Origin of the sequence: Novosphingobium rosa NBRC 15208 (assembly GCF_001598555.1) — a bacterium.
GTDB classification, from domain to species: Bacteria; Pseudomonadota; Alphaproteobacteria; order Sphingomonadales; family Sphingomonadaceae; genus Novosphingobium; species Novosphingobium rosa.
Genome location: NZ_BCZE01000009.1, coordinates 134,758 through 159,704, shown reverse-complemented (window position 1 = coordinate 159,704; position 24,947 = coordinate 134,758). Strand labels below are relative to the sequence as shown.

Annotated in this window: 21 protein-coding genes; 11 read left to right on the top strand and 10 right to left on the bottom strand. The window is 64.4% G+C overall.

Going from position 1 to position 24,947, the window contains the following annotated elements; translation table 11 throughout:
• Positions 1-60: 60 nt before the first annotated feature.
• A complete protein-coding gene (locus SR3_RS04305; RefSeq protein ID WP_068081196.1) occupies positions 61-1,374 on the bottom strand; it encodes an ABC transporter ATP-binding protein in 1,314 nt (437 codons plus the stop codon).
• Between the two features lie 24 nt (positions 1,375-1,398).
• The gene (locus tag SR3_RS04300; RefSeq protein ID WP_068081364.1) at positions 1,399-3,144 is read right to left on the bottom strand and encodes an ABC transporter permease; all 1,746 of its coding nucleotides are present in this window, start codon (positions 3,142-3,144) and stop codon (positions 1,399-1,401) included.
• A gap of 341 nt (positions 3,145-3,485) precedes the next feature.
• Between SR3_RS04300 and SR3_RS04295 the strand changes: the two genes are divergently transcribed.
• Entirely contained in the window at positions 3,486-3,764 is a 279-nt protein-coding gene (locus tag SR3_RS04295) for a metal/formaldehyde-sensitive transcriptional repressor (protein ID WP_068081194.1), read from the top strand.
• On the opposite strand, the gene SR3_RS04290 is transcribed toward SR3_RS04295, so the two are convergent.
• The 3 genes from SR3_RS04290 to SR3_RS04280 all read right to left on the bottom strand — a co-directional run bounded on the left by SR3_RS04290 (position 3,745) and on the right by SR3_RS04280 (position 9,938).
• Positions 3,745-4,191: a hypothetical protein gene (locus SR3_RS04290; protein WP_068081188.1), complete on the bottom strand. Its 447-nt coding sequence runs from the start codon at positions 4,189-4,191 to the stop codon at positions 3,745-3,747. The two genes, SR3_RS04295 and SR3_RS04290, sit on opposite strands and share 20 nt — an antisense overlap.
• A 252-nt stretch (positions 4,192-4,443) precedes the next feature.
• On the bottom strand, positions 4,444-5,889 hold the full coding sequence (locus SR3_RS04285) for a hypothetical protein (protein WP_068081186.1): 1,446 nt from the start codon (positions 5,887-5,889) through the stop codon (positions 4,444-4,446).
• A gap of 188 nt (positions 5,890-6,077) precedes the next feature.
• Positions 6,078-9,938: a LamG-like jellyroll fold domain-containing protein gene (locus SR3_RS04280; protein ID WP_068081184.1), complete on the bottom strand. Its 3,861-nt coding sequence runs from the start codon at positions 9,936-9,938 to the stop codon at positions 6,078-6,080.
• A 242-nt stretch (positions 9,939-10,180) separates the two neighbouring features.
• Between SR3_RS04280 and SR3_RS04275 the strand changes: the two genes are divergently transcribed.
• From SR3_RS04275 to SR3_RS04255, 5 genes are read left to right on the top strand one after another with little or no spacing between them, the layout of a single operon-like run.
• Complete coding sequence (locus SR3_RS04275; RefSeq protein ID WP_068081181.1) at positions 10,181-12,280, top strand: FUSC family protein; 2,100 nt, start codon at positions 10,181-10,183, stop codon at positions 12,278-12,280.
• Positions 12,277-12,519 carry a DUF1656 domain-containing protein gene (locus SR3_RS04270; protein ID WP_068081178.1) on the top strand — a complete coding sequence of 81 codons (243 nt, stop codon included), beginning with the start codon at positions 12,277-12,279 and terminating at the stop codon, positions 12,517-12,519. The genes SR3_RS04275 and SR3_RS04270 overlap by 4 nt, the downstream gene beginning before the upstream one ends.
• Positions 12,516-13,550 (top strand): biotin/lipoyl-binding protein, encoded by a 1,035-nt coding sequence (locus tag SR3_RS04265; RefSeq protein ID WP_068081175.1) that lies wholly within the window; start codon positions 12,516-12,518, stop codon positions 13,548-13,550. The genes SR3_RS04270 and SR3_RS04265 overlap by 4 nt, the downstream gene beginning before the upstream one ends.
• On the top strand, positions 13,547-15,031 hold the full coding sequence (locus tag SR3_RS04260; protein WP_084454902.1) for an efflux transporter outer membrane subunit: 1,485 nt from the start codon (positions 13,547-13,549) through the stop codon (positions 15,029-15,031). Before SR3_RS04265 ends, SR3_RS04260 begins: the two co-directional genes overlap by 4 nt.
• Before the next feature lie 24 nt (positions 15,032-15,055).
• Positions 15,056-15,721: a hypothetical protein gene (locus SR3_RS04255; protein WP_068081169.1), complete on the top strand. Its 666-nt coding sequence runs from the start codon at positions 15,056-15,058 to the stop codon at positions 15,719-15,721.
• Positions 15,722-15,979: 258 nt separating this feature from the next.
• Here the strand turns inward: SR3_RS04255 and SR3_RS04250 are convergent, their stop codons facing one another.
• The 4 genes from SR3_RS04250 to SR3_RS04235 all read right to left on the bottom strand — a co-directional run bounded on the left by SR3_RS04250 (position 15,980) and on the right by SR3_RS04235 (position 19,285).
• Positions 15,980-17,932 (bottom strand): mechanosensitive ion channel family protein, encoded by a 1,953-nt coding sequence (locus tag SR3_RS04250; protein WP_157098622.1) that lies wholly within the window; start codon positions 17,930-17,932, stop codon positions 15,980-15,982.
• 157 nt (positions 17,933-18,089) lie between these two features.
• Positions 18,090-18,290, bottom strand: coding sequence for a hypothetical protein (locus SR3_RS04245; RefSeq protein ID WP_068081163.1), 201 nt, complete (start codon positions 18,288-18,290; stop codon positions 18,090-18,092).
• Positions 18,291-18,368: 78 nt separating this feature from the next.
• A complete protein-coding gene (locus tag SR3_RS04240; protein ID WP_068081161.1) occupies positions 18,369-18,986 on the bottom strand; it encodes a type IV toxin-antitoxin system AbiEi family antitoxin domain-containing protein in 618 nt (205 codons plus the stop codon).
• Positions 18,987-19,066: 80 nt separating this feature from the next.
• Positions 19,067-19,285: a hypothetical protein gene (locus SR3_RS04235; protein ID WP_068081156.1), complete on the bottom strand. Its 219-nt coding sequence runs from the start codon at positions 19,283-19,285 to the stop codon at positions 19,067-19,069.
• Between the two features lie 376 nt (positions 19,286-19,661).
• Here SR3_RS04235 and SR3_RS04230 point away from each other — a divergent pair, with 376 nt between their 5' ends.
• On the top strand, positions 19,662-20,321 hold the full coding sequence (locus SR3_RS04230; protein ID WP_169805556.1) for a response regulator transcription factor: 660 nt from the start codon (positions 19,662-19,664) through the stop codon (positions 20,319-20,321).
• A 5-nt stretch (positions 20,322-20,326) separates the two neighbouring features.
• Positions 20,327-21,775 carry a sensor histidine kinase gene (locus SR3_RS04225; protein ID WP_169805555.1) on the top strand — a complete coding sequence of 483 codons (1,449 nt, stop codon included), beginning with the start codon at positions 20,327-20,329 and terminating at the stop codon, positions 21,773-21,775.
• 25 nt (positions 21,776-21,800) lie between these two features.
• Here the strand turns inward: SR3_RS04225 and SR3_RS04220 are convergent, their stop codons facing one another.
• On the bottom strand, positions 21,801-22,229 hold the full coding sequence (locus SR3_RS04220; RefSeq protein ID WP_157098621.1) for a hypothetical protein: 429 nt from the start codon (positions 22,227-22,229) through the stop codon (positions 21,801-21,803).
• A 440-nt stretch (positions 22,230-22,669) separates the two neighbouring features.
• On the opposite strand from SR3_RS04220, the gene SR3_RS04215 reads away from it, so the two are divergent.
• From SR3_RS04215 to SR3_RS04205, 3 genes are all read left to right on the top strand, one after another.
• The gene (locus SR3_RS04215) at positions 22,670-23,281 is read left to right on the top strand and encodes a hypothetical protein (RefSeq protein ID WP_157098620.1); all 612 of its coding nucleotides are present in this window, start codon (positions 22,670-22,672) and stop codon (positions 23,279-23,281) included.
• A 121-nt stretch (positions 23,282-23,402) separates the two neighbouring features.
• A complete protein-coding gene (locus SR3_RS04210; RefSeq protein ID WP_068081146.1) occupies positions 23,403-24,008 on the top strand; it encodes a hypothetical protein in 606 nt (201 codons plus the stop codon).
• Positions 24,009-24,171: 163 nt separating this feature from the next.
• The gene (locus SR3_RS04205; protein WP_169805554.1) at positions 24,172-24,945 is read left to right on the top strand and encodes a fimbria/pilus periplasmic chaperone; all 774 of its coding nucleotides are present in this window, start codon (positions 24,172-24,174) and stop codon (positions 24,943-24,945) included.
• The last annotated feature ends 2 nt before the right edge of the window (positions 24,946-24,947 follow it).

Here is a 24,947-nt window from a genome sequence, read left to right as displayed (position 1 = left end):
CCAGTCTGATAAATGTCGAGGCGATGGAGGCCGCGCCACCGTCGCCCTGACGGCCTCACCTCATTGCGGATCATCCAGACTGAACTGGTCGTCATCCTCGTGATAGGTGAAGATTTCTGCGTAGCGGCCCCAGTTGGTCACGGTCTTGAGCGTTTCATCGGCGAAATCCTCGCTCATGTGGTCTTCCAGCTCGTCGCGGAAACGGCGGGCGGGGGCCTTGTGGCTGGCGCGCTCATCCAGAATGCGGCGGATGTGCTGGGCCAGCGGCACATGGGCCAACAGGGCCTCGCCGAACATCGCCTTGCGCTGATCGACCTCGGCCTGCGCATAGCGGCGCGCGGCGGGGGTCAGCAGCAGCTGCGCGCCGCGCAATTCGGCGAAGCGCAGCAGTTGCAGCGTTTCGGCCATGGGAAACAGGTCGTCGATCTCGAAGTTCAACGAATCCGCCAGTTCGGCCATGCTCGCCTTGCCGTTGAAGGGCGTGCCATCGACCTCCTCAATCAACCCCGCCAGCGTGTTGGTGGAGACATGGGGCAGCACCATCGCAATGCCGGTGCCGGGGAACAGCCCGTCACGCGTGGCCTGGGCCTGAGCGGGCCGGGCTGTCATGCGGGCATAGATGTCGTCCACCAGCGCGCGGAAGGGCGGGTCCAGCCGGTCGCGCGGGCGCGGGATGTCGACCTTGATCTCGGCCACCACACGGCCCGGATTGCTGGAAAAGACCAGAATGCGGTCGCACATCTGCACCGCTTCCTCGATGTTATGCGTGACGATCAGGATCGACTTGATCGGCATCCGTCCCTCCGACCACAGATCGAGCAGATCGGTGCGCAGCGTTTCAGCGGTCAGCACATCGAGCGCGGAAAAGGGCTCGTCCATCAGCAGCAGCGCGGGATTGACCACCAGCGCCCGGGCCAGCCCGACACGCTGGCGCATGCCGCCTGACAGCTCCTTGGGATAGGCGTTCTCGAAACCGTCGAGGCCGATCAGATCGATGGCGGCCAGCGCGCGCTGGCGGCGCTCCTCGGGCGGAACCTTCTGGGCTTCGAGGCCCAGCTCGACATTCTGCTGCACCGTCAGCCAGGGGAACAGGGCGAAGGTCTGGAACACCATCGCCACGCTGGGATCGGGGCAATCCTCGCTGGGGATGCGCTCAACGCTGCCCTCGCGGGGATGGATCAACCCGGCGATGGAGCGCAGCAAGGTGGACTTGCCCGAGCCCGAACGGCCCAGCAGGCCGACGACCTCATTCTGGTTGAGCGTGAGGTTCACATCCTCCAGCACCAGATGGCCGCCCGGCGGGGGCCCGTAATAATGGTTGAGGCCCCTCACCTCGATCAGCGGCAGCGGGCTCTGTGTTGCAAGAGTGGCCATGGGAAATCTCCGGAAATTTTTGAATCAGGACAGGCTCAGGCGGCGCTCGCCAAAGGCGTAGAGCGGCCGCCAGACCAGACGGTTGAAGCCGAGAACGAAAAGACTCATCACCCCGATGCCCAGCGCCACCTGAGGCACATGGCCATCGGTGGTGGCCTGCGCGATATAGGCGCCAAGGCCATGGGCCTGCAGATGGCGATCGCCCCATGTCACGGCTTCGGCCACGATGGAGGCGTTCCACGAGCCGCCCGAGGCGGTCAGCGCACCGGTGATGTAATAGGGGAAGATCGCGGGCAGAGCGACCTGCCGCCACCATTGCCAGCCCTTCAGCCCGAACATGTCGGCCACCTCGCGCAGATCGGTGGGAATGGCGCTGGCCCCGGCGATGACGTTGAACAGGATGTACCACTGCGTGCCCAGGATCATCAGCGGCGAAAGCCAGATATCGGGCATCAGCTGCCAGCGCACGATGGCGATCACCGCGAAGGGAAACAGCACATTGGCCGGAAAGGCCGCGAGGAACTGGGCGATGGGCTGCACCGCCTCGGCCAGACGCGGGCGCAGGCCGATCGCCACGCCCAGCGGCACCCAGACCACGCTTGCCAGCGCGATCAGCACGATCACGCGCAGCATCGTCAGCGTAGCGAGCCCCAGCACCCGCGCCACCTCCATCAGGCTGAGCGCGGAGAGGATATAGCGCGCAGTCCAGCACAGAACGGCGGTCACGCTCAGCCAGATCGCGGCCTGCCAGAGGCGCCCGGCCCATGGGTTGGGCTGACGGGGCGAGATGGCGCGGCGGGGGCGCAGTGTTGGCTCCAGCGCCAGCAGCAGATTGCCGAGCTCCGTTACCGGGCGGAAGATCAGCGGCAGCAGCCGGGTGCGGCGCAGCAGATCGAACAGCCAGCTGGCGGGGCGTTCGCTGCCGGCCGTCTGCTCGAAGCGGAAGCGGTCGGCCCAGGCGACGATGGGGCGGAAGAACAGCTGGTCATAGGCCACGATCACCAGCGCCATCATGCCCACCGCCCAGCCCACGCTGCGGAAGTCCTGATGCGCGATGGCGATGGCAAGGTATGATCCAATGCCCGGCAGGGTGACGGTGGTGTTGCCCACGGTGATCGCCTCCGAGGCCACCACGAAGAACCACCCGCCCGACATCGACATCATCGCATTCCACACCAGCGCGGGGGTGGCATAGGGCAGGTCCAGACGCATGAAACGCCGGATCGGCGGCAGGGCGAAACCCTGACAGGCTTCCTCGAGATCGCCGGGCAGGTTGCGCAGCGACTGATAGAAGCTGAACGCCATGTTCCACGCCTGAGAGGTGAAGATGGCAAAGACGCTGGCCAGCTCCACCCCAAGCACATTGCCGGGAAACAGGTTCATGAAGAAGGTGACCGTGAAGGTCAGAAACCCCAGGATCGGCACCGATTGCAGGATATCGAGCGCGGGCACGATGATCTGCCCCGCCGCCTTGCTGCGCGCCGCCAGCGTGGCCACCACCAGCGTGAAAAGGGTGGAGGCCAGCAGCGCGGCGAACATGCGCAGCACGGTGCGCAGCGCGTAATAGGGCAGTTGCGCGGGATCGAGCGTCACCGGCGCCAGATGCAGCGAGGAGAGCGGCTGGATCGCCCCCTCCGCCCCGCGAAACACCAGCAGCGCCAGCGCCGCGAGCAGGGCAAAGGCCAGCGCATCCTCGCGGCTGGGGCGAGAGAGGCGCAGCATCCGGGAAAAGACCGGAAGCGCGCGGGGAGCATGGCGCTCAGCCTTCATGGGCCGCCTCCCCTGTGCGAGAGGCAGCCAGCGGCGCGCCAGCATGGGTCATAGCAATAAAACAGGTCATGATCGGGTCCTTGGAACGGGAAGCGCGCTTCCCGCCCGGGCCGACCACGGATCAGATCACGCGCGCGGTCCCGCAGGGGAAAGCTGCTTGCGGCGACGCAAGGCGAAAAGCAGGCTGCGAGGGCCTACTGTCGCATTCGTCGGCGTTTTGCTGGCAACTTCGTGGCATGGTTGGTCCTTCTGAAATCGAGCGCCCCACCATGGCGGAGCGACTCGACTTGGGCGCTTCTATACCCTAGGGGAGTATGCCATCAAGGCTTAAAGGGCAGAGCATGGGTCACGTTGCGTCGGAAAAGCAGAAGCTCCTCAACCGGCTCAAGCGGCTGCGCGGGCAGATCGATGCGCTGGAACGCGCGGTGGACGGCGAGGTGGAATGCGCCAAGGTGCTCCAGCAGGCCACCGCCTGCCGGGGGGCGCTGGAGGGCTTTATCGCCGAAGTCATCGAGGACCATATCCGCGAGCATATGGTGGACCCGCAATTGCCGGGCAGCGACCCCAAAGTGCAGGCAGCGGAAGAGCTGGTGGCCATCATCAAATCCTATCTGCGATAGAACCCCGTTCCGCCTTGCCTGAGGTTCGGGGCCGCAACGCCGCCTGACGGGCCTGCATCACCAGACATGTCGCCAGTGCTGCGCGCGGCCCGGCAAAGGCCATGGCATGCACCGCATCGGCCATGGTGCGGCGATGCTCGGTTTCGGGATCGAGCGGTTCGGCAGGTTTCGCCCCCCGTCCCTCACGCCGCCTTGCTGCCTGCTCGCAATCGCGCTTCCAGCCATCACGCAGGCTGCTGCCGCCGATCAGCAGCAGCAAACCAAGACTGCCCAGGAAGAAGGTCAGCATGCCGAGCCCTCCCTCCAGCGCCGTCGCCGGGCCGGAGGCATGAGCTTGCCAGACCGCGCGATGAACGCATGTGCTGGCGCCGGCCCCCGCCATAAAGGCAACGCCCGCCAGCCGATGCAAAAGGTCGCGATGGTTCATGTCGGCATCCTTTCCTTGGGGGTGGCGGCGTTCACCCGCAGCAAGGACAATCGGCCCGTGATCCGGGCTTTCGGTTCCGCGGTAACCGATCGCACAGGGCGCTGGGGCTTGCGGCGAGGTGCACGATGCTCAACGCTGGCCATGATGGCGTCCAGCCTCCGGTTTTAGCCGCTGCCCGGTGACGGCGACGGGCATGAGTGCGATAATAGGCGGCCAGCAGGGCGCCCCACCCGGCGATCATCAGAACCAGCATCACGCCGCCACCTTGGCGCCGCGCGGGGTTCGCGTCTTGTTGCGCACCCGGCGCATCGGCAGGCTGCGGGTGTGGCGTTTGAAGTAAACGATCTCCAGCAAGGTCGGCCAGATTTCCAGCGAGGCACGGATCAGCCCCACCTCATCATCGACGATACGGCTGACATTCTGCTGGAAGAAATCCGGCTCGAAATCATAGAAGGTGCGCGACAGGCCCGCGGCGAACTGGCCCAGCGCCATGCGCCGGTCATCATGGCGCGCATGATCGATGGCGGCCAGCACCCGGGCGTGCAGCGAACGGGCATCGTCCAATATCTGCTGGCTATCCTCCAGCGAGACATGGCCGTCATAATCAAAGGCGATGCCCCATTCGTCGGTCTTGCGCAGGGTGGAGCGGAACTTGCGCTTCAAAAGCCCGCAGATCGCCTCGTTGAACACCTCGGCGGCCAGCGGATTGCGCATATAGGCGTTCTTGATGTGGGTCTGCGCGGAATCGACATGCGCCGCCACAAAGCCCGATTGCTGGATCCACAGGCGATAGATGTAATCCTCGAAACGCAGCCTTGTGGGGAAGAAAGGCGGCAGGCCGGTGGTGTTGTCATAGCCCGCCACGCCGCAATCCATCCGCCAGTTCACATTGGTGAGGCATGGGCGGAAATTGACCATCACATAGGTGTCGTTCAGCCTTTCGGCGTCGATCTCTTCGGGATCGTCGAGGAACATGTCGACGTAATCGACCGCATCGATGTCATTGGTGCCGGTGCGGAAGGTCTGGGCCATCTTGATGATGCCGCCGCGCGGCAGCGTGCCGGGCTGCAGCGCCAGCGCATTGTCGCGGCAGAAGCCCAGCGAGGTGTTGCTCTCCAGATCCATCGCGGAATCGAGCAGCAGCTCGCCCTGATCGTAATTGGCGGGAGCCTCCGCCACGGTGCGGCCCAGCACATCGCGGAACGAGGCGAGGATGTCGAAAGACTTGCGGCTGTGGCCATTGGCGCCGCGCGGGATCAGCTTGCCTCGGCTGACCTCGTTTTCGCCCAGAGCCTCGGGGCTGTCCTCGATCAGCGCATAGGGGCGCATATCGTCGTCGGCGCTGACCATCAGGTCGCCCAGCGTGTACATCAGCGTGAAATTGCGGTTGCCGCCATAGCTGGGGCGGAACAGGTTGCGCACCAGCATATCCAGCTTGCGGTCTTTCAGGCGGCGGCAAATGTAGCCGAGGAACTGCTCCTTTTCCGCCGGCCCCACATACCACACCTCATTCTGGGTGCGGGTGGCTTCCAGCGTGTCGTAATATTTCTGATGGTTGGCGATGGAGGAATCGTCGAAGACGGTGATCGGCGCGCTCTGGCCGCAGCGGGAGAAGTTTTCGTCATAGGCTTCGACGGTCTCGCCCACATCACGCAGGCGATAGGTGGGGATCACGAAATGCAGCTGTTGTGTGGTCACGGGGACACGTCCATCCGGGCGGCGCGCCGATCTCGGCGCCGGGGACGGTCTATCTAGGGCGGCACGGCATAGCGCTTCCAGCCGACAAAACTCTGTTTCACATTGTATTTGCATAGTGGCCGGGGCGACATCAGACCTCCGCCCCGGCGCGACGGGGCGGAGATCCTGTTGCCAAGCTTAGCGCCGCATCAGCGCGTCTCCCCCAAGGTGACGACATTGTTGCGCTGGGTCACCTCCGGCGAGCCGGTCGAAACCCGAACGCGCAGCGTGGCGGGGGCGCCGCCGGGAACGGTCAGCGTCACCTTCGCGGTTTTGGCGCGCAGGTCGCCCGGGGCCTCCAGCGCGGGGACGGCAGCGGTGGCGAGCACCTTGCCCTCCGCCGTTTCCAGCATCACCTTGCCCGCAGGCGCAGCCACCGAGCCAAGGCTATGGACGGTCACCGAGAGTTGGTTGCCCTTGCGCACGACATCGTCAGCCCCGATGCCAAGGTCCGGGCGATGCTCGGGCTGGGTGTCGGCCTTCTGCCTGAGGCGGAAGGTCATGACGGTGGTGGCGCCGGGGGCGAAGCTGACGGGCAATGAACCGCTGCGCTCCAGCTCCACCATGCGCGTGGCGACATCGCCCTGCGCAACATCGCCGCCAGAGGGAGCGATGCCCTGTGTCATCTCCCATTGGCCCGCCGTCACGTTCCACGTGCCCATATCAGCGCGCTGCTCGCTGGGCGTGGTGTTGTAGGCCACCACGGTGAAGCGCTCGGGCGTGGCGTCGCGCACCAGAATGGCAACCTTCACCGCCGCCTCGGGATCGGCAAAACGCCAGCTGACGGCATTGCCCGGATAGGACTGGCCGCGCTTCAGGCCGATGCCGCCAAGGCGTTCGCGCTGAAGCAATTCGTTGGGGGCCTCCACGCGGTCGGTCCACCAGTGGCCCTGCGTGTACATATACATGTGCTGGCTCTTGTCGGCGATGCCATGGGCGTTGAGCGCTTCCAGCCAGGCGTGGTCACCCGTGCTGTTCCACGCCTCGAAGCGGGAGAAATCATCGCCGCCCTTCGCCTTTTTCAGCACCGCATCCTTCCAGTCGGCGCGCTTGCCCAACGCCGTAACGGCATTCTCGTTAAGCTCGGCCAGAGCACCGAAATTATCCTTGCCGACGCGCGCCAGCACCGGGCGCAGATATTTGTCATCGCCGGTAAAGCGCCACGCCGCCCAGGCCGACTGCATTGGCACCGAGGCGCCGCCACCATCGCCCGCCCGCTCGGTGTCATGGTCGAAGCTGATATCGTTGGGGAAACTCCAGAGGCCGTTGGCCCCCTGCTTGCCATGAGCCAGCAGACCATCGATCACCCCCGTCACCAACCCGCGCGCTGTGGGATCGGCGTTGAAGGTGCCCAGCAGGATCGGGCTATGCATGATCACGAAGCCATAGGGCTTCTGCCATGCCCATGGCTCGTCATGGTAAATCTTCCGTCCACCATACCAGCTCGACGAGATATGCATATGGCCCGCCGGGTTCACCCGGATCAGCCCGCCCAGCGCTTTGACCGTGGCCATGATGCGCTCGACCGCCTTGGGTTCGCCCCAGTTGAGGTAGAGCCGCTCGGCATCGGAATTGATGCCTTCCTCATAGACGTGGAGTTCATCGCTGGTGATATAGCTCAGCCCGTTGACGATCATCCCGTTCTTGTAGACCGCATCGGACAGCGCCCGCAGCGAGACATTGATCTTGTCCGGATCGACCCCCATCAACGCAAGGCCGGGCCATTGCTCGACCAGATCGGTGTCGTCGGAAATGCCGCCGCCGAAATCGCCATAAGGCACCTGGCGGTTGTCGATCCACCAGTTCACAAACTGGCGGGTGAGTTTCAGATCCTCAAGCTGGCGGAACGCCCAGAGCGGCATGCCTGCTGGCGCTTCAGGTTGAACGAAGGGCGGCAGCTGGTCCTCGGAATAGCCGATATCGGCCCAATAGCGACGTGCCTCCAGATTGTCGGGATCGACGCGCAGCAGATCGGTGATGTCGCCATAGAGCCGCTGATACAGCCGGGCGCGCTTGGAGGCGGTGTGTTCCTCCACCAGAAAGGCCCAATTGTCCTTCACCTGATTGAAGCGGTCGGCGATATGCTCGATCTTGGCCGCATCACGGTCCTTGAAGACCATGCGGACGTTCATGCCATCGATGGACTTCGGCCCGAAATCCGGCGCTGCCGAGGCAATGGTGAGATAGAGGCTGTCAGCGGTGAGGATACGGTCGCGCAGGTCGAGCCAGAGCGTGCGCGCCTCGCCCGGGCGGACCGAAACCTGCACATCGATCATGTCGCGGTCCGGCCAGATCGGATCTTTCACGCGGATGTCGAGCGGGATCAGCCCCTGCGCATTGGGTTTGGCGTCCATAGCAGGCAGATCGAGCGCGATGCCGTCCAGCCCGTCATGCACATTCTCCCAACCATAGTTCCAGGCGCGGGCCAGCGGCCGATCCGCCGGGGCATCGCCAAAGTTCGAGGGGATCAGCACATGGACCAGCGGCAGATCATCGGCATTGCGCCGCGCCTTGCCCGAAGCCCCCGCAGCACCCGCACCCACCGCCGCCTTCACGCCACTCGTCGGCAAGGCGACCACGGTGGCGCGTTCATTGGCAGGATAGCGGCCCGCGATATGGGCATTGAGCGACGTTAGCGCCCCCAGATCCGATGCCGCATCGGCCCGCACGGTGTAGCTGAGCTGGAACGTGCCCTTGGGCACCTCGCCGGCATGGATGTTGTAGGCCCAGATCTCCTGAATGGGCTGTTCCTGCATCACATTGGTAAAGCGCAGCGTGCCGCCCGTCGTGGTCGGCGTATCGGTCAACGAATGGACCACGCCTTGCGGGCGCGTCGCCAGCTTCTTCCATGCGGACCGGCCATCGCCCGACCATTCCAGCGCACCATAGGCCGCGCCACGGATTTCCACGCGGTTGAAGGCGGCATCCCTGGGCACGGTCAGCTGATAGGTCTTGCCGCCTTCGACATAGACGTTCCAGTCGGGCAGCTCGAAATAATCGTCACGCCCCGGCAGGCGCGAGCGGTTGTAGACGCCGGGCCAGGTGGTTTCGGCAATGCCGTCCACGCCCTTCCACATCCATTCCTTCAGATCCTTGGCGTCGGCGAATTCCACCTTGCGGATGGTGGTGACCTTGCTCTCCAGCGGCGCGGGGCTCTGCGTGTCCCAGCCGAAGCGGTGGAGCCAGGCCTTGCGAATATCCGCCGCGACAGGCGCAGGGCCCCCAGCAGGTTGCTGCTGCGCGGCCAGTTGGGCCACCTGATCGCCGCTAAGCATATGGTCATAGACGCGAATATCGTCGAGATCGGAGCCGCGCATGAAATTGTAGCGGCTTTGCACCTGATGCGGCGCGATCACGCGCCCGGCCAGACCGAACTGATCGAGCGCCATATCGAGATCGGCGGCCTGTTTCTTCGCGGCCACCTCCTTGCCGTCCCAGAACAGGCGCACGCCCTGGGTCTCGTCCCAGGCGAAGGCGATATGGTGCCAGGCATCGGGGCCCAGCGACGTGGACATCGGCGTGGGCATCGTCCAGCTGACACGCACCCGCGAAAGGTTGGCATCGGTGACGAAGGCGTCGAAACCATGGCCGTTCCAGTCGAGGCGCAGAAAGGCCATGTCCCAGCTGGAATGGTCGCCCGCCCCGGCGCGGAAGATCACGAAAGGCGCCTCGCCCACCGGCGTATGGCTGCGCCAGAAGAAGGAAAGTGTGCCGCGCTGGGCATAGATATTGCCCGGCGCATTCCATGCGACATAGCCGCCATCGGACCAGCGCCCCGCCCCTCCGATAGCGCCGTCTTTCACAATGGACACATCGCTGCGGAAATTGGGCGCGGCGTCACCGCCCGAGACGGCCGCATCGAAACCGGTGTCAAGCGGTGCGCGGAACAGCAGCCCGTCAGGCGCCTGTGCCTGAACAGGAGCTCCCACAGCCGCGGCCACGCAGGCGCTGGCCAGCGCGATCCGCGAGCAGGCAAGCTTGATCGCGACGTGCCATCGGGGATGCGCCATGGGGGTTCCTCTCTCTTTCCGGATATCCGGTTTGTTGCTCTTTGCGTCAGCTTATGACACCGGTATCATAAGGGCAAGCCCCCTTGCCGACGAAATCATGCAGCATCGCGCTGCCCTCTCGCCGCAGAACGTCATGGGAGTGCGAAGAGGTGCCACCTCGCCTGACGCGTCCTTCAAATCTTCCTTAAAAACAGCGCTCCTAAAACCTTGCCCTGAACAATCATTCTCCTTACGCCAAGCCTATGGCGGCTCCACCTCTCAGCCTGCGCGGCGTGTATGATTCCCTGCGCGTGCCGACGCTGCGGGATCTGGTCTTTTCCGCCAAGGCCTATCTGGCCACCGCTCTGGCGCTGATCGTGGGCTTCAGCCAGAACCTCGAAAATCCCTATTGGGCCGTGCTGACGATCTACATCGTGCTGACCCCTCCAGAGAGCGGCGCGATCCGCTCCAAGGCGCTGTTCCGCTTTCTGGGCACCATCGGGGGCGGCATGCTGATGATGGGGGTGACGGGCCTGCTGGGTGACCAGTTGGGCGTGTTGATTACCGTGACGATCCTTATCATCACCGGCGCCACCTTCCTGAAGCAAACAGATCGGACGCCCGCCAACTATCTGTGGTTCTCCGGCGGGATTACGGCGGGCGTGGTGGGCCTCACCAATCTGATGCAGCCCACCAATGTCTTCGATTACGCCACGGCGCGCATGGGCGAGATTTCGCTGGGCATTCTGGCCATCGCGGCGGTCGACAGCGTGTTCTGGCCCCGCCCGATGACGCCCGATTTCCTGAAAACCATGGCCGACTGGCGCGGGCAGGCGCGCAATTGGCTGGTCGATGCGCTCAGCCTGACCGCCGCGCAATCCAGCGACGAGGACCGCCGCAAGGTGCTCAGGCAGGGCCTGCGCGATATGACCAAGGCGGTCGGCGTGATCGATGCCAAGGCAGTGCAATTGCCCTTCGATGTGGTGGCCATGGCGCCGCGCGGGCGGCAGCTCAATCTGGTGCGGCGGCAGGTGGTGGAGTTGATCGCCGACCTTGCCGGGATCGAGATCTGGGCCCGCGCCCTGCGCCACGATCAGACCCTGCACACCGATCTGGGCGAGGCGCTGGATCAGGTCAGCCGCTGGATCGAGGCCTCGCCCGATCAGCCCGATGACCGGACCGAGGCCCATGCGGCGGAAGGCGAAGCGCTGATCGCGGCGCTGAACGCCCGCCACGATGCGCTCGACCCGGTTGGCGGGCTGGTGCTCTCGATGGAGCGGGGCCTGCTCTCCCGCCTTGCCGCCTTTGTGCGGGACTGGGCTGGTCTGTCGCTGGCGCTGCGCGCCGTCGAAACGGGAGGAAAGCTATCCCCCCGGCTCGATCAGGTGGCCCGTCAGGCCAAGCCGGTGCGCAGTGTCGATTACCTCGGTGCGCTTTTCGATGTGGCGCCGATGCTCCTTTCAATGGGGCTGACCGCCACCATCTGGTACTGGACCGCATGGAGTTCGGGCGGCGGGGCGCTGCTGTTTTCCATGATCGGCTGCGTCTTTCTGGTCGGGCAGGACCGCATTCTGCAATCCAGCACGGGCTTGCTGAGCTGGATTCTGACCGCTTTCGGCCTCGTGTTCCTCTATCAATATGCGATCCTGCCTCAGGTCACGGATTTTCCGGTGCTGATCGCGGTGCTGGGCTGCGCCTTGCTGCCGTTCGGCCTGATGATGGCGATGAGCACGGCGGGCATGCTGATCTGCGTCTACATCTTTGCCTTCCTCGGCCTGCAGAGCGCCTATGCCGCCGATTTCAACCAGAGCCTGCAGACGCTCAACGCCTCGCTGGCGGGGCTGCTGATCGCTTTCGCCTGCCTGTATCTCTGCAGCTATGACCATGCCCGCTTCGCCGCGCGCCGGTTGCTGCTGGCGGTGCGGCGCGACATTCTGGACATCGCCCGCAGCCGCCGCATCCCCGATCGCGAACGCTTCCTCTTTCTGGCCATCGACCGGCTGGCGCTCTACTTCCCGGCGGCGGAGCAGATCTTCGGCGAAGGGCAGTTGCCACGCGTGCGGATGATCGACGATTTCGGCATCGGCATCAATCTGCTGACCCTGCGCCACAGCGAGCCCGAGGTCTCCCCCGCCATGCGCACGGTGCTGCAAGGCCTGCGCGCTCAGGCCGAAGAAACCTATCGCGCCAAGCTGAAAGCGCGCTCCGATGGCGGGGCGCTGCGCGAGCTGGTCGATGCGGCGCTCGACAATCCGGCGCTTCTCACCGAAACCACCCGCGGCCGCCTGATCGAGGCGTTGACCGGCATGCATCTGGCCCTCCATGACGAACAAGCCCCGCCACCCGGAGAACTCATCCCATGATGGCCCATGACTTCCTGATCGGCGGCGTTGTACTCTCGCCCATCGTGGCACAGCTGCTGATCGCGCTGCTGCTGACGGGCCTGCTCTCGATCCTGCTGAGGCGGCTGGGCTTTTACCGCCTTGTCTGGCATCGACCTTTGGTTGAACTCTGTCTTTTCTGCATCCTTCTGGGGACGATTGTGGCTCTGACACCCGATGGCCAATCTCTGCGCGACGCTCCGGCGGGAGCGGCCCGATGACCCGGCTGCTGCCCACCTTTGGCCGCGTGCTGCTCACGCTGCTGCTGCTTGCCGGGGCGGTGCTGGCGCTGGTGATCGTCTGGCGCCATTATGAGGACGATCCCTGGACCCGCGACGGCAGCCTGCAGGCCGATGTGGTGCAGGTCAGCGCCGATGTGGCCGGGCTGGTCACACAGATCCATGTGCATGACAACCAGCCCGTCCACGCCGGAGACCTGCTCTTCACCGTCGATCAGGAGCGCTATGCGGCGCAGCTGGCGCAGGCCGAGGCGGCGGTGGTCAGCGCTCAGGCCACCATCGGCAATGCGCGGGCGACCATCACCAACGCCAAAGCCACGCTGGCCAATGCGCAGCGCGAAAGGGCGCGCTATGTCAGCCTCGGCAATCTGGTGAGCCAGGAGGAGCGCGACACCCGCGTCACCACGGTGGAGAAGGATCAGGCCGCGCTGGCGCAGGCTCAGGCCGGGCTCGATCAGGCGCAGGCGGGGCTGAAGCAGGCGCAGGCCAATCTGCGGCTGGCGCAGGTCAATATGGATCACTCGGCGGTGCGGGCCAGGGTGAACGGCTATATCACCGGCTTTTCGATGCGGCCGGGCGATTATGTCGCGGCGGGCAGCCCGCAATTCGCCCTGCTCGACACCGACAGCTTCTATGTGCTGGGCTATTTCGAGGAAACCAAGCTGCACCGCTTCGCGCTGGGCGACCGGGTGCGGATCGAGCTGCTGGGCGACAAGCGCCCGCTCTGGGGTCATGTCGACAGTCTGGCGGCGGGCATCACCGACCGCCAGCAGAACGCCTCGGAGGTGCGCCTGCCCAACATCACGCCCACCTTCAGCTGGATCCGGCTGGCGCAGCGCGTGCCGGTGCGCGTGGTGATCGATGCCGTGCCGCCCGATATCCGCCTTGTCGCCGGGCGCACCGCCACCGTCACCATCCTGCCCACCCGCGACCGCGTGACCCCGCGCAACGCGCCGAACTCGACGCTGGTGCCCAACACGGCGCCGCTCAACCGGGCGCCTGCCCACCCATGAGAGCACTTCTCCCCCTCCTCGGGCTGAGCATGGCGCTGGCCGGATGCGCCGTCGGCCCGAACTATCGTGCTCCGACGCTGCTGGATCATGGCACGCCGCCCGATTCTTTCACCGCCGGGGAGGAACCCGCCTATGACCGGCAGGCCGCTCTGCCCCCGCATTGGTGGCGGCTCTATGACGACCCGCTGCTCGACGGACTGGAGGAAAAGGCGCTCGCCCATAACACCGATCTGCGGGTGGCGCTGGCCAGCCTGCAACAGGCCGAGGCGGCGCTGCGCGGCGCTCAGGCCGCCCGCACGCCGCAAACCAGCCTGACGCTTGATCCCTCCTATGGACAGGCTTCCGGGGACGCGAAGGGTTCGCCGGTCGCGCTTTCGCCCGGCGCAGCCTATGCCGGGCTGGAGAGCGTCTCCTACAATCTCGACCTGTTCGGCGGACTGAAACGCTCGATTGAAGCCAGCAGCGCCGATCTGGGCGCGGCGCGGGCGGCGCTCGATCTGGCGCGGGTCAATGTCGCGGGGGCGACCGCGAAGGCCTATGTCGCGGTCTGCGCGGCGGGGTTGCAGATCGCGGTAACCAACCGCTCGATCGACGTCACGCGCCAGTCGCTGGCGGTGACGCAGCGCCGCTATGACGCCGGGATCGCCGGGATCAACGATGTGATCCGCGCCCGCACCCTGCTGCGCCAGACCGCCGCCGCCCTGCCCGCGCTGGTCGCCCAGCAGCGCAGCGGGCTGTTCACGCTGGCCACGCTGACCGGCGATGCGCCCGAGACCCTGCCCGAAGCCGTCGCCGCCTGCGCCACGCCGCCGCTGATCCGCAGCCCGATCCCCATCGGCGATGGCGCGGGACTGCTAGCCCGCCGTCCCGATGTGCGTCAGGCCGAGCGCAAGCTGGCCGCGGCGGTGGCCGGGATCGGGGTGAGCACGGCGGCGCTTTACCCTTCGGTGAGCATCGGCGGATCGCTTGGCACCACCGCGACCAGACTGCCCGACGTTGTGAAGGATCGCGGATTTCAGTGGAATGTCGGCCCGCTGCTTGCGTGGAATATTCCCAATCTCAGCCGGGCGCGCGCTCAGGTCAGGCAATCCAACGCGGCGGCACGCGGGGCTCTGGCCCAGTTCGACGGCACCGTACTGACAGCCTTGCGCGAAACCGAAACGGCGCTGACCACGCTGGCGCGCCAACTCGATACCGAGCGGCAACTGACCGATGCGCGCAACGATGCCGCCACGGCCAATGCCAACACCGCAAAGCTTTATGCCGGGGGGATCGGGCAGTTTCTCGATACGCTGGATGCCGAGCGCACGCTGATCGGGGCCGAGAACGCGCTGGCCAGCGCGACGGCACAGGTCTCGCAGGATCAGGTCACGCTGTTCATGGCGCTGGGCGGGGGCTGGCAGGACGCGCCGCCTGTTGCTGATACCTCACTGGAGAGGGTGACGGCGCCCGGCAAGGCGAAGCCCGCGTCAGGCCCATGATGCGAACCGGAAGGGGTGATTGAGATGACTGCGCTCTCCGCGATCTTCTACTTTCTCAGCCAGCACTCCATTCTGGCCTTGCCGCTGATCGGGCTGTTCTGGCTGGGGGTCGGGGCGCTGCTGGCAAGGCTGACCGGGCGGACCGCGTGGTTGTCGCTGGGCATCTTCGGTTTTGTTGCCGCGATGCTGAATGTCTTTCTGGGATCCTCGGTCAACGCGGTGTTCGTGAATGCCTTCGGAGTCCGCGGCTCCGGCGTGGTGACCAGCGCCCGGGAAACCAGTTCGCAGCTGAACGATCAGCCGGTCTGGGCCTATGATGCGGTGATCACCACCGCTGATGGCCGCGATATAAAGACCGGTTTCGACACCATGTCGATCAGCCTCTATCCGCCGCGCAATGAAATCGACGTGCCGCCCACCGGCGAGCGCTTTGTGATCAAATACGTGCCGGGCTTCGAGCGAAATGTCGCGGTGATGCGCGATGAATCCCCTTTCGGCAAGCGCCTGCTGGTGGCCGAGGCCCGCATCCCCGTCGATCGCGCCGCCAACCAGTTGGCCGCCAGCCCGCATAACGCCGGTTTCAAGACTGAATATCGCGAGGCGTTGCAGACTTTCCTCGCGCACTATGGCAGCGTTGCGGATCAGGAGTTGGTTCAGCATTATCGCGCGGAACTGGCTGGGCTGCGGTAAACCTCGAGGATATCTTCAGGGATCGCGTGCGGGAGCAGCTTTTCGGCGTGAGCCCGCTACGGCGGTCATTGCGGTGATCGGATTAGCAGGGCTGCTGCAAATCAGGTTGTCGCTTATCAGGTGGATGCAGCAGAGGTAACGCCTGCTCTCCCTGATAAAGCTGCCATGCAAATTCGAAAGCCTGCCCCGCCAATCCGGCGTAAAGACCGACACCGAAGGGATTGCAAAGGGCGCCGGAAGCATCCTGCCCCGAGACGGCTAGCTCGATTTGATCTTGATGCCCCGGCCTTCAGCGTGAGCGCTCAGCGTGAAGAGCAGATCGCTCTTGGCCTGCGTCACCGATGTTCCCGGCCTGGCGTAGACCCTCAGGTTGAAGGTCCACTCATCCTCGCCCAGCGTGGTCAGGTACAGACGCGGCGCGGGCTCATCGCGCAGACCCTTGGCATCCTTGCAGAGGTCCAGCACGGCATCGCGCGCCTCTGTCGCTGACGGGCAACCGGTGACCGTCAGCGCCAGATCGAGGCGGGACGACATCAGCGTATCGGGCTTGTTGGCCACTTGCGACGAAATAAACGCCGAGTTCGGCACAATGGCCGTGCCGCCATCGGCTGTCGCCAGTTCGGTGGCGCGCACGCGGATGCGGCGGATGGTGCCCTCCGCGCCCGAAACCGCAACCCAGTCGCCTTGCTTCACCGGGCGCTCGATCAGCAGGATCACGCCCGACACGAAATTCTGGATGATCGACTGCAGGCCAAAGCCGATGCCCACCGACAGCGCGCTGGCGATCAGCGTGATCTTTTCCAGCTGCAGCCCCAGCGTGCTGGTCGCGCTCAGCAGAGCGATGATGATGCCCACATAGCTGAGCCCCGTGACCAGCGAGGTGCGCACGCCGATGTCCAGCGAGGTCGAGGGCAGGAAGCGGTTTTCCAGCCAGCCGCGCATGATCCGCGTCAACGCCACGCCCACGATCAGCACCAGCACCGCCATGCCCACCGTGCTGGGAGATAAATGGAGCGAATGCACCGAACTCAGCAAGGGAGCGGGCCTCAGCTGATCCACCACCACCGCCTGATCGCCATGCAGCGGCGCGGTGACCAGACCGATGGCGAAGAGCCAGACGATCACCGTCAGCAAGGCGCTGCCCAGCAAGGCCAGCTGCTTGATGCGCGCACGCTTCACCCCGACCACGCCGGTGGCGAAGCGCCCGATGGTGCGGTCGGTGTCGAAGAGTTGGGAGAGCAGGGCGTCGAAAAAGCGCGTCAGCAGCCAGGCGATGGTCAGCACCAGCCCGGCCCACAGCAGCTCCTGGAGCACCATCATCGCGAAGCGGGTGTGGCCCAGCACAAAGGCGGTGCAGCCCACCGCCAGCGCGACCCAGACCAGCGCCGTCATGCCGAAGATCGCGGGGACGGCGGGGGCCGCGCCGCTTTCGGGGATAGCCTCGGCCTGTCGTTCCCGCGCATGGCCCGCCTGAATGAGGAAGCGCGCGATGACGATGGTCTCGATCAGCACGATCACGCCTTGCGCGACGATCCAGCTGGTCTGCGCGGCATGCAGCAGTTGGGCCAGCTGGTCGATCACATGGGTCAGGCCCAGCATCAGCGCGGCGGCAAAGGGGTAGAAGCCGATGGCTTGGCCAAGTCCGGGCGGCAAGGGTAGAGGGCGCAGCGCCTTGTTCTCCGGCGAGCGCAGCGCCCGGCCCACGCCCAGCCCCAGCCCCGCCATGCCGATCGCCACCGCCAATGCATGGGCCAGCACTTGCGTTTCGGGCAGCTGGGTCAGCGTCAGGTCCAGCGCGCCCAGCGCGATCTGTCCGGCCAGCACCCACAGCAGCGTGGTGATGACCACCGCGCCCACCGCCTTCAGGGCGATCGCCAGCCTTTCTTCAAGCGAGGCCGCCTCCAGCATGGAGGCGAGGCGTCCCAGTGCCCAGAGCCGGAACGGCCAGGCCAACACCAGCGCAGCCCCCAGCATCGCCACCAGCAGCGGAAAACCGAAAGCATCGGTGAAGGGCATGGCCAGCTGCCGCGTGATGAGCGAGAGCGCCGTCCCCGCATCGCGTGACAAGGCCTCGGGGATCGACAGCCTGACATCGCTAGCCACCTGAGCCTGCGCGGGACCTGCCGCCATCAACGCCCCCGGGATCAGAGCGGAAAAGCGGGCCATCGCCCGCGTCCGGCGCGGAGCCTTGGGGGAGCTTGGTTTGGGCATGCGTCAACCTTCGTCTTGTCTGCGATGGCGTGCCGGACATGCGGCGCGCGGCGTGGCGCTCTGCCGATGGCCAGATCCGCCCTGGTCTTCGCAGAAACGTTCGAAAGCCGGTTAAGTTCTTGCGATGCTTGACCAAGGGGTGGTGAAGGCGGGGCGGCTACGCCTTTCCATCATGATGTCTTTTGACATGATCCGCGCTGGATTTGCGGAATCCCATCTCGGCCAGATGATCGAAGGTGGACTGCGCTTCCTGCCTCGCTTTCTCCATCGAGGCAGGGCGTTTCAGGGCTTCATAGGCGGATCGGCTGAGCGCCTGCGCCTTGGCGGCGAGGCGATGCCAGTTCAGAAGATTGATCACAAGACATGCCTTTCACGTCGCCACTCTCTCATGAAGGCAAGCGCTCAGGCTTCGCGATGTTTCCTTCAGGCCAGCCCTTCAACCAACCGCCGCACCAGAATGCGCCAGATAGGGGCGCATGATCGGCCAGATATCGGCGGCCCTGGCGCCTTCCTCGATGGCGGCCGGGCTCGCGCGCCCCTCGCGCAAGGCGCGGCGCAGGGCGTGGGAGGCGGTCTCGCGGTCGACCAGACGCGGATGCCGGAACACATCGGCCAGCGTCTTGACCAGCCCGAAGACCGGCACATGCACCCCGCCGATTACATGCGTTTCCACCCCCTGCCGCAGAAAGGATGGCGCAAAACGCACGATCCGCAGTGGCGGGCAGGACGGCGCCGGGGCCCAGTCGTTCGGGCCGATGGCAATCCAGACGCGCGGGTGCTCCTCATCGATCAGACCGTGAAACATCAGCGCGGAGATCATCGCGATGACGCCTTTGGGCACGCGCATGGAGGCCACGGCCAGCTCGTGATGGTGGTGAAGATCGACAAGGCAGCGCTGATAGAGCCCGCGCGACAGGCGCTCCAGATCGCCATCCTCCACCGCGCGCGAGAGGGCGGCGGCAGTGACGCCGGCCTGTTTCAATTCGCTCGCCCGCATCACCGCGCGGGTGCGGAACAGGGCCAGCAGCTTTTCGCGTTGGGACTCTTCGCTCATCGGGCATGCCTCCTGCGCGGGAGGGTCTATCAGAGCCTTTCTTGGCCGAGGCCTGCCCTGCCCCTAAGCAGCTTTACGGTTTATCGGTTGCGATCAGGCGCAAGTTCGCTCAGTCTCGCGATCAGCGGCGTCAACAGATCGACCGGCACGGCCGGATCGGCCTTGGCCAACGGGACCCGCTCCAGCATCATCTGCGTCCCGGCGACCAGCGCCAGAAAAGCGCGGACCGCCCTCGCGAAGAAGCGATCATGGCCCGCGCCGAAAGCCTGGTACGGCTTGGGCTGGTGAGAAAGCAGCATTGAACAATGGACGCGCCCGGCATGCGCCAATGATGAAATGATCGATGCGCCCCGGATATCGATACAATCGGCGACGCAAGATGATCGTCGATATTCATCCCTAAACCCGCCGCATCATTGCAGAATATTCAACTTATCATCTGAAAATATTTTATCGTTAAATTGTTATTAACGCTGATTTTTATTTTTATCTGAAAAATATTCAACAAAATCCATCTTTGCATTACAGATATTTGTAATTCATTGTTTTCAATAAGCATCTTGCAAAGATGGATTTTTCAAGCAAGCCACAGTCCCATTGATGGACAATCGCCTCATATCCTCGCCATTTACTTTGACAGATCATGCGCCGAAGCTATGGAGGCGGGGGAACCTGTTGCATCATAACGGTCGGATTCGTCATCCTTTCGGCTATGATACCAAGTGGGACAGGTTTGGGGGCTTCCGGGTGATGGCGCAATATACGGTTTTGGGAATCGACGATCACCGCCTGTTTCAAGCCGGCCTTGAACTGCTCATCATCAAGAATTTCCCGTCCGTCGCCTTTCGCGCGGCCTCCTGCATCGAGGATGCGCTTCAGGCAGCCGACCTCTCTCCCGACCTGATCCTTCTGGATCTCGACCTTTCGGGCATGTCCGGCATCGATGGCGTGCCCCTGCTGCGCCTGCGCTGGCCGCAGTGTCGCATCGTGATCGTCAGCGCGAAGATCGACATCTCGCTGATGCTGGCGGCCAACGATCACGGTGTCGACGCCTTCATCTCCAAGGCCGAGCCGCCCGAGCGGGTGGTGGAAATCATCCGCGCCCTGACCCTGAGCAGCGGTCAGGGCGAAAGAGCGGCCAATGACATGCTCACCCGCCGCCAGACCGAAATCGTCACCTACTTGCGTGAGGGCTATTCGAACAAGGCCATCGCCCATGTGCTTGGCATTTCCGAATTCACCGTGCGCGGCCATGTGCAGACGGTGATGAAGGCCTTTGGCGCCCGCAACCGCACCGAAGTGGCGTTTGAAGCGCAAAAACGCGGATTGCTATGATCCCGATGCCCACCGCAACCGCCGAACCGGCGGATGCAGAGCTTGAACACGCCATCCTCGTCGAACGGCTCAAGCTGATCTATGGCATGCTGCGTAACGCCAATGCCTCCACGCTGCTGCTCTCGCTGCTGATCGCCGTTTTTCTGCGCCATGAGGGCGTCGTCATTCTGTGGTGGCTTGGCTGGCAGATCGCCTTCAAGGTCACGCAGGTCATCGACCTCAAATATCGCGTGTCCGATGCGCTGATCGAGCAGGCTCCCCAGCGTTACACCTATCGTCTGATCCTCTGGGAAATTCCGCAGGCCATGGCATGGTGCTGCCTGTATTTCCTGATTCCCGCCAGTTCGCATCCGGCGGAATGCTTTATCGTGCTGATTTCCCTCGCCGGCATCGTGGCGGCCTCCACCACCACCTATGGCCCGCATTTCGGGGTGCTGGCCAGCTATCTGTCGGTCTATTACGCCGCGACGGGCCTTGCCGTCATCATGGCCGGCAAGGGCATGCCCGCCTATCTGGGCGAAACCGCGACGGTGATCGTGCTCTATATCACCGGCATCGGCTACAATGGCTACAAGAATGCGGCGGCCTGTCGCAACTCCATCCTGCTGGGGCTGGCCAATGCCAGCCTCGCCCGCAAGCTGGAGCAGGAGGCGGCCAGCGCCCGCGCCGCGCACCGGCTCGCGGCGGAGGCCAATGAGGCGCGCTCGCGCTTTCTGGCGGCGGTGGCGCATGACCTGCGCCAGCCGATGCAGGCCATCGCCCTGTTTCTGGCCACGCTCGACAGCATTGCGGAGCGCAGCCTGCGCCTGCGCATGATCGGTCAGGCGCAGGAAGCCCTCACGGGCGCGTCGGACATGCTCGACATGCTGCTGGATTTCTCGCGCTTCGAGACAGGCATGGCCGCCCAGAAGCGCGTCTTCCCCTTGCAGGATCTGTTCAACCACCTGGAAATCGAGATCGCGGGCAGCGCCGAGGCCAAGGGGCTGGTCTATCGCACGCGTGAAACCCCGGCGCTGATCAACAGCGACCCGGTGCTGCTCCATTCGATCCTGCGCAATCTGCTCTCCAATGCGGTGCGTTACACGCAGACGGGCGGCGTGCTGATCGCGGCGCGGCGGCGCATGGGGGAGCTGGTGATCGAGGTGTGGGACACGGGCCGGGGCATCGCCGAAGATCAGCATGAGGCGATCTTCGAGGAATTCCGCCAGATCGACGATCCGGCGCAGCAGCAAAGCCATGGCCACCAGCGGCAGGGGCTCGGCCTTGGTCTGGCGATCGTGCAGCGGCTGGCCTGGGTGATCGGCGCAAGGGTCTCGCTGCAGTCGCGCATCGATCAGGGCAGCGTTTTTCGCCTGACCCTGCCGATGGAAGATACCGTTTCATTGCCCCCTTTGGCTGAAACGCGCCGTGAAGCGCCTTTGCCCTTCCCGCACCACCATCCGCTGGAGCTGTAAGGGCATAAGGGCACTCGCCCTGCCTTTATGCCGGGCTGATGGTCACCGTCAGCAGGATCGGCTGCGCGGCATCGATCGCCTTGGCCTGCACCAGCGACCAGGGATTGCGGACGGCTGCCGCATCACTTTCCGTGCGCTGGGCCAGACCGTTGACGATATCGAAACGACGGCTGCCGACCAGCAGCGCACCATAGTCGAGATTGGTGAAATTGGAGCTGACCCGATAACCGCTCGGGTCATTACAGATTTCCTGCACCATCCCCAGCGAGGCCTGCCCATCCTGCAGATAGACGCCCTCGGGCGCAGGGGAGCTGATCTTGCAGAACATCGGCACAACGGCCGTCAGCCGCAGATGGAAGCCGGACTCTCCGGCCATGGCGGGCGTTGCCATTGGCAGGGTCGCCAGCGCGGCGGCAACTGCCGCAGACCGAAGGACATACATCGTGGTGTTCATGACTTGGCGCACCCGGACTGATGAAAGCGAACCACTCCCTACCGTTGCGCCCGTAAATTTTCAGTGAAACCCCCGCGATTCTTCGCGGAAAAATGCAGCTATGCATCCAATATGGTTAACGAACCGCTAACCAGGATTCGACAAAGCGTGTTAAACACGGGTCGTCTCGAAAATAGACAAAACAGTACATTTTGACTGTTTTCATCCACCAATTCCGGTCATTCTGTATTATGGATTAAGATCTGATAAACCATTAGGAAGTGGGTCATCGGAGGGGGCAAGGCAGCATTCTTCCTCGAAAGTTTTCTGCCTTTTTCCAAATTTTCCAAATTCATCCAGTCGGCACGATGCCTGCATCGGGCCGGTGAAGAAGGCCGCTTGCACCTCGCAAACTTCATTCCAGACATTCACGTCATCCCGAATTATCGAAAGAGGGCTCCTTGCGCAAACTCATCATCATGCGGCGTTTGAAGAGCCCCTGTGCAGCAGCATTCTTCATGCTGTGTTCAGCGCAAACCGCTCTGGCATCCATTGCGGTTCCCGTGATCGACGTGCCCGAGGGCGCCACCCATGGCGTGCAGTTCGGCGTTACGGGGCATATCACCGCGAAGTGCTCGCTGGAGGCCAGTTCGCCCAACGTCAATCTGGGTGACATTCTCGATCCCGCCAATGGCGCCGCCGCCGCGCGCCGCGCCTCGGTCCCCATCACCTATCAGTGCAATGCGCCTTTCGACGCTTCCGTGACCTCGCTCAATGGCGGCTTGAGGTTCCAGGGCGCCGGGGTGACGAATTTCGTCGATCTGGTCAGCTATTCCATGGCCATCGACCTTCAGGCCGCCGGCGCCATCACGCTCAGCTGCACCGCCACCCAGATGAAGGGCGACATGGCGCGCGGCAACAGCGGCTGCCACGCCACCTCGGCCCCGGGCACCGGGCTGGGCGGCGGCCGCACGGAGCTGGTGATCAACACGGCGGCCGGCTCCCAGCCGCTGCTGCAAGGCACCTATTCCGACATCATCGCCATCCGCCTGACCCCCAGGCTTTCCAGCTGATCCCACCAGATATGCCGGTCAATCGTCGGACCGGTATCCCGCACGGCAGGCCCGTTCGGACCCCGCTCTCACGACGACCGAATTTCAAACACTGCTCGAAACAGCACCGAAAGGAAGTATCATGCGTCTGATCGCTACCTCGCTGGCCGCTCTGGCCCTGCTCTCCACCCCCGCTTTCGCCCAGTCCACCCCCACCGCGCTGGGCGGCGGTGACGGCATCTCCGGCCTGGTGCTGGGCGCCACCGCCGGCAACTACTGCCAGCTGGGCCAGGTCAACTCGACCAACGTGCAGGCCACCAACGCCACCGCCACCACCCCCACCGGCAACACGTCGGACGTCAATCTGGCGATCAACCTGCAGGACGTGAATGACAACATCGCGCCCTGGTCGGCCAACATCACGATCCCCAACTCGGTCTGCAACCACGCCTACAGCCTGACGGTCCAGTCGACCTACGGCGGCCTGCACTATGTCGGCAGCGAGAACGGCCCGACCAACTTCTCGACCAACGTTCCCTACACCGTCCAGGCCACCTTCGGCACCGGCGTGTCCGTGAACCAGTCCTCGACCGCCCTGCAGAGCCGCGGCGTGTCGTCCAGCAATGCTTCGGCCTATGCCGGCAGCGCCACCATCGTGCTGACCGGCGCGCAAGACACCACCAAGTACCTGCTGCAAGGCAGCTACTCGGACGTGGGCGTGGTCACCATCGGTCCGCGCGTCTCGTAATGGGACAATAAAGGCCGGATTTTCCGGTCCGGCCTGAAGCAAGGGGCGGCATCGCGCCGCCCCTTCTTTTCAAAATTTAAACGACATTTCCCCCAAAGCGCTCGCCATCACTGAACGACCATCACTGAGCAGGGGGGCAGCAGCCATGATCGAAGGTTCATCAATGAGATTCACAGTTCTCAGGCGTGGCGGTTTCGCTGCCTCTGCCATGGCCCTCGCTTTCGCCGCCGCTCCGGCTCAGGCCATGCTGGTCCAGCCCATGGTCATCCGCATGACCACCGCCGGTCAGGGATCGAATGCCGCCATCACCGTCGTCAACGACAAGAACCGGCCCGACACCATTCAGGTCAAGGTTTCCAAGCTGACGGTGAACGAGACCGGCGCCCCGGTCGTCGAGCCGATCAAGGGCGACGATTTTCTGATCTTCCCGCCGATCGCCACAATCGAGGCCGGCAAGACGCAGGTGTTCCGCGTCCGCTGGGTGGGGGAGCCGAAGCTGGACAAGGCCCAGCTTTACATGATCACGTCGCAGGAGGTGCCCGTCGACCAGCAGGCGAGCGGCGTTCAGGTGGTCTATGCCATCCAGACGCTGGTGGCCGTCAGCGCGCCCGGCATGACCGCCACGCCCGAGCTGGTGTCGCAGACCCCTGCCGAGCATGACATTCCCGCCAGCCCCCAGGGGCCCGCGCATCATGATGTGGGTCTGGATGTGGTGATCGGCAACAACGGCAACAACGCACTGTTCGTCTCCGATTACAGCCTGCGCCTGCAGGACGACAAGGGCTTCAAACAGGACCTCTCGCCCGTGGATGTGGAGCATGCGGTGGGCCTGGGGCTGGTGCCGCCGGGCGGCCGCCGCCAGATGTTCATCCCGGTGAAGGACTTGCCCAAAACCGGCCCTGTCACCATCACCTTCCGCAAAGACGATAAGGGCTGACG

What these genes read in the sequence shown, in the direction of transcription:
- SR3_RS04250 (WP_157098622.1), bottom strand. Translation starts at nt 17,932, where the DNA reads ATGCCCAAACCAAGCTCCCCCAAGGCTCCGCGCCGGACGCGGGCGATG.
- SR3_RS04280 (WP_068081184.1), bottom strand. Translation starts at nt 9,938, where the DNA reads ATGGCGCATCCCCGATGGCACGTCGCGATCAAGCTTGCCTGCTCGCGG.
- SR3_RS04220 (WP_157098621.1), bottom strand. Translation starts at nt 22,229, where the DNA reads ATGAACACCACGATGTATGTCCTTCGGTCTGCGGCAGTTGCCGCCGCG.
- SR3_RS04295 (WP_068081194.1), top strand. Translation starts at nt 3,486, where the DNA reads ATGGGTCACGTTGCGTCGGAAAAGCAGAAGCTCCTCAACCGGCTCAAG.
- SR3_RS04235 (WP_068081156.1), bottom strand. Translation starts at nt 19,285, where the DNA reads ATGCTGCTTTCTCACCAGCCCAAGCCGTACCAGGCTTTCGGCGCGGGC.
- SR3_RS04265 (WP_068081175.1), top strand. Translation starts at nt 12,516, where the DNA reads ATGACCCGGCTGCTGCCCACCTTTGGCCGCGTGCTGCTCACGCTGCTG.
- SR3_RS04305 (WP_068081196.1), bottom strand. Translation starts at nt 1,374, where the DNA reads ATGGCCACTCTTGCAACACAGAGCCCGCTGCCGCTGATCGAGGTGAGG.
- SR3_RS04275 (WP_068081181.1), top strand. Translation starts at nt 10,181, where the DNA reads ATGGCGGCTCCACCTCTCAGCCTGCGCGGCGTGTATGATTCCCTGCGC.
- SR3_RS04255 (WP_068081169.1), top strand. Translation starts at nt 15,056, where the DNA reads ATGACTGCGCTCTCCGCGATCTTCTACTTTCTCAGCCAGCACTCCATT.
- SR3_RS04270 (WP_068081178.1), top strand. Translation starts at nt 12,277, where the DNA reads ATGATGGCCCATGACTTCCTGATCGGCGGCGTTGTACTCTCGCCCATC.
- SR3_RS04225 (WP_169805555.1), top strand. Translation starts at nt 20,327, where the DNA reads ATGCCCACCGCAACCGCCGAACCGGCGGATGCAGAGCTTGAACACGCC.
- SR3_RS04300 (WP_068081364.1), bottom strand. Translation starts at nt 3,144, where the DNA reads ATGAAGGCTGAGCGCCATGCTCCCCGCGCGCTTCCGGTCTTTTCCCGG.
- SR3_RS04205 (WP_169805554.1), top strand. Translation starts at nt 24,172, where the DNA reads ATGAGATTCACAGTTCTCAGGCGTGGCGGTTTCGCTGCCTCTGCCATG.
- SR3_RS04290 (WP_068081188.1), bottom strand. Translation starts at nt 4,191, where the DNA reads ATGAACCATCGCGACCTTTTGCATCGGCTGGCGGGCGTTGCCTTTATG.
- SR3_RS04240 (WP_068081161.1), bottom strand. Translation starts at nt 18,986, where the DNA reads ATGAGCGAAGAGTCCCAACGCGAAAAGCTGCTGGCCCTGTTCCGCACC.
- SR3_RS04260 (WP_084454902.1), top strand. Translation starts at nt 13,547, where the DNA reads ATGAGAGCACTTCTCCCCCTCCTCGGGCTGAGCATGGCGCTGGCCGGA.
- SR3_RS04210 (WP_068081146.1), top strand. Translation starts at nt 23,403, where the DNA reads ATGCGTCTGATCGCTACCTCGCTGGCCGCTCTGGCCCTGCTCTCCACC.